The organism is Salinicola sp. (assembly GCF_982684285.1).
On the sequence record NZ_CEXLVS010000029.1, the window covers coordinates 1 to 6,872 of the forward strand.

The 6,872-nt window shown below is 66.4% G+C and carries 7 protein-coding genes; all 7 read left to right on the forward strand.

What is annotated here, in order from left to right; all coding sequences use genetic code 11:
• The coding region (locus tag AC3AYF_RS04310) for a zinc-binding dehydrogenase (RefSeq protein ID WP_487779431.1) at positions 1-639 on the forward strand (639 nt) is incomplete at its 5' end.
• A 100-nt stretch (positions 640-739) separates the two neighbouring features.
• Entirely contained in the window at positions 740-1,723 is a 984-nt protein-coding gene (locus AC3AYF_RS04315) for a TRAP transporter substrate-binding protein (protein ID WP_149434443.1), read from the forward strand.
• A gap of 81 nt (positions 1,724-1,804) precedes the next feature.
• Positions 1,805-2,395 carry a TRAP transporter small permease gene (locus AC3AYF_RS04320; protein ID WP_295035894.1) on the forward strand — a complete coding sequence of 197 codons (591 nt, stop codon included), beginning with the start codon at positions 1,805-1,807 and terminating at the stop codon, positions 2,393-2,395.
• Positions 2,395-3,675: a TRAP transporter large permease gene (locus tag AC3AYF_RS04325; RefSeq protein WP_295035893.1), complete on the forward strand. Its 1,281-nt coding sequence runs from the start codon at positions 2,395-2,397 to the stop codon at positions 3,673-3,675. Before AC3AYF_RS04320 ends, AC3AYF_RS04325 begins: the two co-directional genes overlap by 1 nt.
• A 4-nt stretch (positions 3,676-3,679) precedes the next feature.
• Entirely contained in the window at positions 3,680-5,167 is a 1,488-nt protein-coding gene (locus tag AC3AYF_RS04330; RefSeq protein ID WP_295035892.1) for a mannitol dehydrogenase family protein, read from the forward strand.
• 2 nt (positions 5,168-5,169) lie between these two features.
• On the forward strand, positions 5,170-6,345 hold the full coding sequence (uxuA, locus tag AC3AYF_RS04335) for a mannonate dehydratase (RefSeq protein WP_487779432.1): 1,176 nt from the start codon (positions 5,170-5,172) through the stop codon (positions 6,343-6,345).
• Positions 6,346-6,434: 89 nt separating this feature from the next.
• On the forward strand, positions 6,435-6,872 hold a 438-nt coding region (locus tag AC3AYF_RS04340; RefSeq protein ID WP_295035890.1), incomplete at its 3' end, for a lactonase family protein.

The window sequence follows — 6,872 nt, forward strand, 5'->3', positions numbered from 1 at the left end:
CACTGCATCCCCGACGATCTCGAGCTCGACGCTGCCGCCCTGGTCGAGCGCTACTCCATCGCCGCCAACGTGCTCGCGCGGATGGCGCCACACCCGGGCGACCATCTGCTGGTGATCGGTGCCGGCGTGATCGGCCTGACCGTGCTGCAGATGGCGCGCGCCATGGGCCTCGAGGAGGTGATCGTCACCGACATCCTCGACGAACGCCTCGCCACGGCGCGCGAGCTGGGCGCCAGCCACGTGATCAACGGTCGCCGCGAAGATCTCGAACAGGCGGTGCTGGCCGCCACCGATGGCGAGGGCATTCCGCTGATCGCCGATGCCGCCTGCATACCGGCGATGCTGCCCGCCATGCTGCGGATGGCCTGCCCCGCCGGACGCATCGGACTGCTCGGTTTCAGCCCGACGCCCAGCGACCTGGTTCAGCTGGAAGTGATCAAGAAGGAGCTGACGCTGGTCGGCTCCCGCCTGAACATCCGCAAATTCCCGGAGGTGATCGAGCATATCGCCGCGGGTCGTCTCGAGCCCCGGGCGCTGATCAGTCATCGCGTCCCGCTCACCGAGATGCCCGGCGCCATCGATCTGCTCGAGAACCACCCGGAACGGGCGCGCAAGGTGCTGGTGAAAATCTCGCCTTGAGCGTCCGATCGAGTCCGCCACCCATGCCGGAAGAGACCCGGAACAGCGCTGGCCCGGACAACAACACCGACGCGTACCAACGCGACAGGAGACTCACGCCATGTTGACGACGACAACCCTCAAGCATCTGCTGGCCGGCGCTGCCCTCGGCGCCACGCTGCTGGGCAGCCACGCGGCAATGGCTGCGGACTACACGCTGAAATTCGGCCATCTGGCCAACGAGCAGAACATCTGGAACCAGGCCGCGCTGAAGTTCAAGGAGCTGGTGGAAGCCAACTCCGACGGCCGGATCGAGGTCCAGGTGTTCCCCAACGAGCAGCTCGGCAGCGAAATGGATGTGATCAACAGCATCCAGCTGGGCACCGCCGACATGACCATCACCGGCGAGAGTCTCCAGAACTGGGCGCCCAAGGCGGCGATGATGGCCGTGCCCTACCTGTTCCGTGATGCGGACCAGATGCGCAAGGCCGTGGAAGGTGACGTCGGCAAGCAGATCGAGGCGCAGATCACCGAGCGCACCGGGCTGGTGCCGATCGCCTGGTTCGAGCGCGGTCCGCGCGAACTGACCTCCAACCGCCCGATCAAGACCCCTGACGACCTCGACGGCCTGCGCATTCGCGTGCCCAACGTGCCGCTGTTCGTCGATACCTGGGAAGCGCTGGGCGCCCGCCCGACCCCGATGGCCTTCAGCGAAGTCTTTACCTCGCTGCAGCAGAACACCATCGAGGCCCAGGAGAACCCGCTCAGCCTGATCGAAAGCGCCAGCTTCAACGAAGTCCAGCAGTACGTGGACATGACCGACCACGTGCGCAGCTGGATCTACGTGGTGATCGGCAAGCAGAAGCTCGAGTCGATGCCGGACGACCTGCAGAGCGTGGTGAGAGACGCCGCCAGCGAGATGCAGTCCTATGAGGAAAAACTGTTCGTCGAGGACCAGAAGCGTCTCGAGCAGGCGCTCAAGGACAAGGGCATGGAGTTCGTCGAGGTGGATCAGGCCGCCTTCGCCAAGAAAGCCGAGCCCGCCGTGCTCGACGCCTTGAATGACGATCAAAAAGCGCTCTACAAGGCCATCCAGGATCTGTAATCCCCCTTCGGATTACCGCGCCAAGGCATGCGGGGGCAGCGCGATCGCCGCTCCCGTTTCTCATCTCGTTCGGAGACCGCCATGTCGGAACAAGAGACGGACATTCACCAGGACATCCAGGAAAATCTCGAGATACTGACTCGCGTTCCGCGACTGGGCGGCCCCATTGGCCGACTGGCCAACGCGCTCGACCGCGTTCTGCTGACACTGGCCGTCATCGCACTGGTGAGCCTGTCGCTGACCGTGCTGCTGCAGGTCGCGTCGCGCCTGTTCCTGCCCATCACGCTGTCGTGGACCGAAGAGCTCACCCGCTACCTCTTCATCTACATGGTGGCGCTGGGTGCCGGCGTCGTGCAGCACCGTCACCGCCACGTCAATGTGGAGCTGTTCCACGGCTGGCTCGGTTTCCGTGGTCGGGCCGCCTACCTTACGCTGATCTCGGCGATCACCTTCGCCTTCACGCTGGTGGTGCTGCCCAACGCCTGGCAGTTCGCCCAGATCGGCGCGTTCCAGACCTCGCCGACGCTGCGCCTCCCCATGCTCTACATCTTTCTCTCTTCGGTGGTGCTGTTCGGGGCGCTTCTGCTCTACAGCCTGATCGGCCTCGCCGAGGGCATCACCGCCATGGTTCGTGGCGACCGCGCCGAAGCCACCCGACAGGAGGCGCTCTGATGGAAATCGCCGTTCTCTTCATCACCTTTCTGGCACTGCTGCTGATCGGTCTGCCGATCGCCTTCTGCCTCGGCGTGTCGTCACTCGCCTACCTGATGCTTGGCGGCATCTCGCTGACCATCGTGCCGCAGCGCATGTTTTCCGGCATCGACTCCTTCGTGCTGCTCTGCATTCCCGGCTTCGTGATGGCCGGCAACCTGATGAACGTGGGTAATATCACCCAGCATATCGTGCGCTTCTCCAACGCCCTGGTCGGCCATATCCGCGGCGGCCTGGGCCTGGCCAACGTCGGCGGCTCGATGATCTTCAGCGGCATCTCCGGCACCGCGGTGGCGGACGCCGCCAGCATCGGCTCGGTGATGATTCCGGGCATGTCCAAGGCCGGCTACGACAAGCCGTTCGCCGCCGCCGTGACTGCCGCCTCCTCCACCATCGGCCCGATCATTCCACCCAGCGTGCCGATGATCATCGTCGGTTCGCTCTCAGGCATCTCCGTCGGCCGCATGTTCCTCGCCGGTGCGCTGCCCGGCCTGCTGCTGGGCGTGGCGATGATGATCACCGCGTACTGGCTGGCGGTGCGGCGCGGCTATCCCAAGGAGAAGCGTGCCACCGCCAGGGAGCTGCTCAAGGAGGGCCGCAGCGCGTTCTGGGCGCTGCTGATGACCTTCATCATCCTCTACGGCATCATCGGCGGCCTGTTCACGCCGACCGAGGCGTCGATCGTCGCCAGCCTCTACGCCCTGCTGGTGGGCACCTTCATCTACAAGGGCATCAACTGGCGCAACCTGGGCGGCATCCTTTCCGATACCGTCATCACCTCCGCCTCGCTGATGCTGCTGGTCGGCCTGGCCAATCTGTTCGGCTGGATCCTGACCAGCCAGCAGATCCCCCAGATGCTCGCCGATGCCATTCTCGGCATCAGCAGCAACCCGATCGTGGTCATCCTGATCCTCAACCTGATCCTGCTGTTCGTCGGCGCCTTCATGGAGACCATCGCCGCGCTGATCATCCTGTTCCCGGCCCTGCTGGGCGTGGCGACGGGGATCGGCATGGACCCGATCCACTTCGGCGTGATGGCGGTACTCAACCTGATGATCGGCCTGACCACGCCGCCGGTGGGCGTCTGCCTGTTCGTGGTATCGAGCATCGGCAAGCTGCCCATGCTGCGGGTGGCGAAAGCCATCGTGCCCTTCCTGATCTGCAACCTGCTCGTGCTGATGCTGGTGTCGTTCGTGCCGGCGCTGTCGCTATGGTTGCCCAATCTGCTGATGGGGAAATAGCCTCATGGCCGCAGCCGACATCCATATCGAGCGAGAACCGAGCCGACGGCCCCCGAGCGGGATCGGCATCGTCCACCTGGGCCTGGGCGCCTTTCACCGCGCCCATCAGGCGGTGTACCTGCAGCGACACCTCGACCGAACCGGTGCGGACGACTGGGGCATCAGCAGCGCCAATATCCGCGCCAATCGCACCCTGGTCGATCAACTGCGCGACGGCGACTGCCGCTATCACGTGGCCGAATTCAGCGACAGCGAGCATGTCACGCTGCGGGAGGTCACCGCCATCCGTGAAGCGCTCTACGCGGGGCCGGACGGCCCGGACCGGGAACGGCTGCTGGCGCGGATGAGCGATCCCGCCGTGCGCATCGTCACCCTCACCGTGACCGAAAAGGGCTACTTCCTCAGCCCGGGCAGCGGCGAGCTGCTGACCGACTCGCCAGCGATCGCCCACGACATCGCCCATCCCGAATCGCCGGATACCGCACCGGGCATGCTGTTGGAGGCACTGGCGCGACGCCGCTCGGCAGGCGTCCCACCGTTCGCCGTGCTCTGTTGCGACAACATGCCCCATAACGGCCGGCGCACGCGGCGTGCGGTGGTCTCGCTGGCCCGGCATCGCGATGGCGAACTGGCCGACTGGATCGACGCCAGCGTCGCCTTCCCCTCGAGCATGGTGGATCGCATCGTGCCGGCGATGACCGACGCGGACAGAACACGCCTGGCCGGACTGGGCATCGACGACCCTGCCGCCGTGGTCTGCGAGACCTTCAGCCAGTGGGTGGTCGAGGACGATTTCCCGCTGGGCCGGCCGGACTGGGGGGCCGAAGGCGTCGAGATGGTCGCCGATGTCACCCCGTTCGAGACCATGAAGCTGCGTTTGCTCAACGGCGCCCACTCGCTGCTCGCCTATCTCGGCGCGCTGGCCGGTATCGAGACGGTGGACGCCGCCGTCGCGCGCCCCGCTTTCCGCCAGTTGCTCCGGCACTACTGGCAGCAGGACGCGATCCCGACGCTGTCGTTGCCGGCGGCAACCGATGTCGCTGCCTACACCGACGGTCTGCTGGCCCGCTTCGGCAACGACAGCCTGCGTCATCGACTGCAGCAGATCGCCATGGACGGCTCCCAGAAGCTGCCCCAGCGCTGGCTGGCCGGCGGTGTCGAGCGGTCGATCGACACCGCCGACATCAACGTAACCGCGCTGGGCGTTGCCGGCTGGATTCGCTACACCGCCGGCACCGACCTCAGCGGCCAGCCGCACCCGGTGGACGACCCCATGGCCGAGACGTTCGCCGCGCTCCATCGTCGCCATGGCGACGACCACGCCGCGCTGATCGACGCCTTCCTCGCCCTCGAGGCCGTCTTCCCCGCCGCGCTGCGCGACGATCGACGGTTCGCCCGGCAGATCCTCGAAGCGCTGACGCGACTGGAGAGCGGCGGCGTGGAATCGGCCATTGCCACTTTGACACTCAACGCTTCTGATCGGGACGCTTGATCATGGAACATACCTGGCGCTGGTTCGGCCCGGCCGACCCCATCACCCTCGACGAGATTCGCCAGGCCGGCGCGACCGGCATCGTCACGGCCCTGCACGAGATCCCCAACGGCGAGGTGTGGCCGGTGGAAGCGATCGTCGAGCGCAAGCGCCTGATCGAAGCGGCGGGACTCACCTGGTCGGTCGTGGAGAGCGTGCCGGTACACGAGGCGATCAAGCAGGACCTGCCGGCAGCCGCGCGCTACATCGACAACTATCGTCGAACGCTTGCCAACCTCGGCGAATGCGGTATCGATGTGGTCTGCTACAACTTCATGCCGATCCTCGACTGGACCCGCACCGACCTCGCCTGGCCGTTGTCGAACGGCGGGACGGCGCTGCGCTTCGACCAGACCGCCTTCGCCGCTTTCGATCTCTTCCTGCTCGAGCGCGAGGGTGCCCAGGCGGATTACGGCAACGCCGAGCGGGAAGCCGCCAGCGCCTATCTCGATACGCTCGACGCCGCGGCGCGAAAGCGCCTGATCGATACCGTCATCGCCGGACTGCCCGGCACCGAGGAGCACTACACGCTCGAGGACTTCCGCCGGGTGCTGGATGGCTATCGCGGGATCGACGCCAACCGGCTGCGCGACAATCTGGCAGCGTTCCTGCGCGCCATCGTCCCGGCGGCAGAGGAAGCCGGGGTCCGCCTGGCGATCCATCCGGACGACCCACCCCGCGAGCTGCTCGGGCTGCCGCGTGTCGTGTCGACCGCCGAAGATGCCCAGTACGTACTCGATAGCGCGCCGAGTCCTGCCAACGGCCTGACCTTCTGCACCGGTTCCTACGGCGTTCGCGAAGACAACGATCTCGTCGCCATGGCCAGGCGGTTCGCGCCGCACATCCACTTCGTGCACCTGCGCGCCACCCGCCGCGAAGCCGACCCGCTCAGTTTCCACGAGGCCGAGCATCTGGACGGCGACGTCGACATGGTGGGCGTGATCGGCGAGCTGGTTCACGAACAGCGGCGTCGCCAGCGTGAAGGCGGCCACCGCCTGCCCATGCGCCCCGATCACGGTCACCACCTGCTCGACGATCTGAAGCGCGACAGTCGCCCCGGCTATCCGCTGATCGGCCGGCTCAAGGGGCTGGCCGAACTGCGCGGGGTGGAAGCGGCGATGCAGCACTGGATCCCGTAGCGGCCGTCTCGGCATCACGCCGAGGCGAGCGCTACCCAATTGCGGTCGGCGCCGATAACGCCCGACCGCCAGACCCTGGAGTCATCGAGATGACAGTCAAAGAGCAACAACAACGGCCCTCGAGTGCTTCCTCAGCCACCACTGGCCTCTCTCGGCGCACTTTCCTGCAGGCGGTGGGCGCCAGCGCGGCCTGGGCGGTCAGCGCGCCGGGCGTCTTCGCCCAGAACACCGCATCGCAGGCCGACCCGAACGCACCGGCCGCATCACGCTATCTGTACGTCGGCACCTATTCGGCGCCGAACACGGCTCCCGGTGGTGTCGCCCCGAGCCGCGCCGAAGGCCTCTACGTCTACCGCCTGAATCACGCCACCGGCGATCTGAGCCACGTCCAGACGGTCACCGCCGACAACCCGTCGTTTCTCGCCGTGGCGCCATCACAGCGCTATCTCTACTGCGTCAACGAACTCGGCGCGGACGCCTCCGGCGAGCCGCTGGGCCGGGTCAGCGCTTACGCGATCGACCCCGAC

What these genes read in the sequence shown, in the direction of transcription:
- AC3AYF_RS04315 (WP_149434443.1), top strand. Translation starts at nt 740, where the DNA reads ATGTTGACGACGACAACCCTCAAGCATCTGCTGGCCGGCGCTGCCCTC.
- AC3AYF_RS04320 (WP_295035894.1), top strand. Translation starts at nt 1,805, where the DNA reads ATGTCGGAACAAGAGACGGACATTCACCAGGACATCCAGGAAAATCTC.
- AC3AYF_RS04325 (WP_295035893.1), top strand. Translation starts at nt 2,395, where the DNA reads ATGGAAATCGCCGTTCTCTTCATCACCTTTCTGGCACTGCTGCTGATC.
- AC3AYF_RS04330 (WP_295035892.1), top strand. Translation starts at nt 3,680, where the DNA reads ATGGCCGCAGCCGACATCCATATCGAGCGAGAACCGAGCCGACGGCCC.
- uxuA (WP_487779432.1), top strand. Translation starts at nt 5,170, where the DNA reads ATGGAACATACCTGGCGCTGGTTCGGCCCGGCCGACCCCATCACCCTC.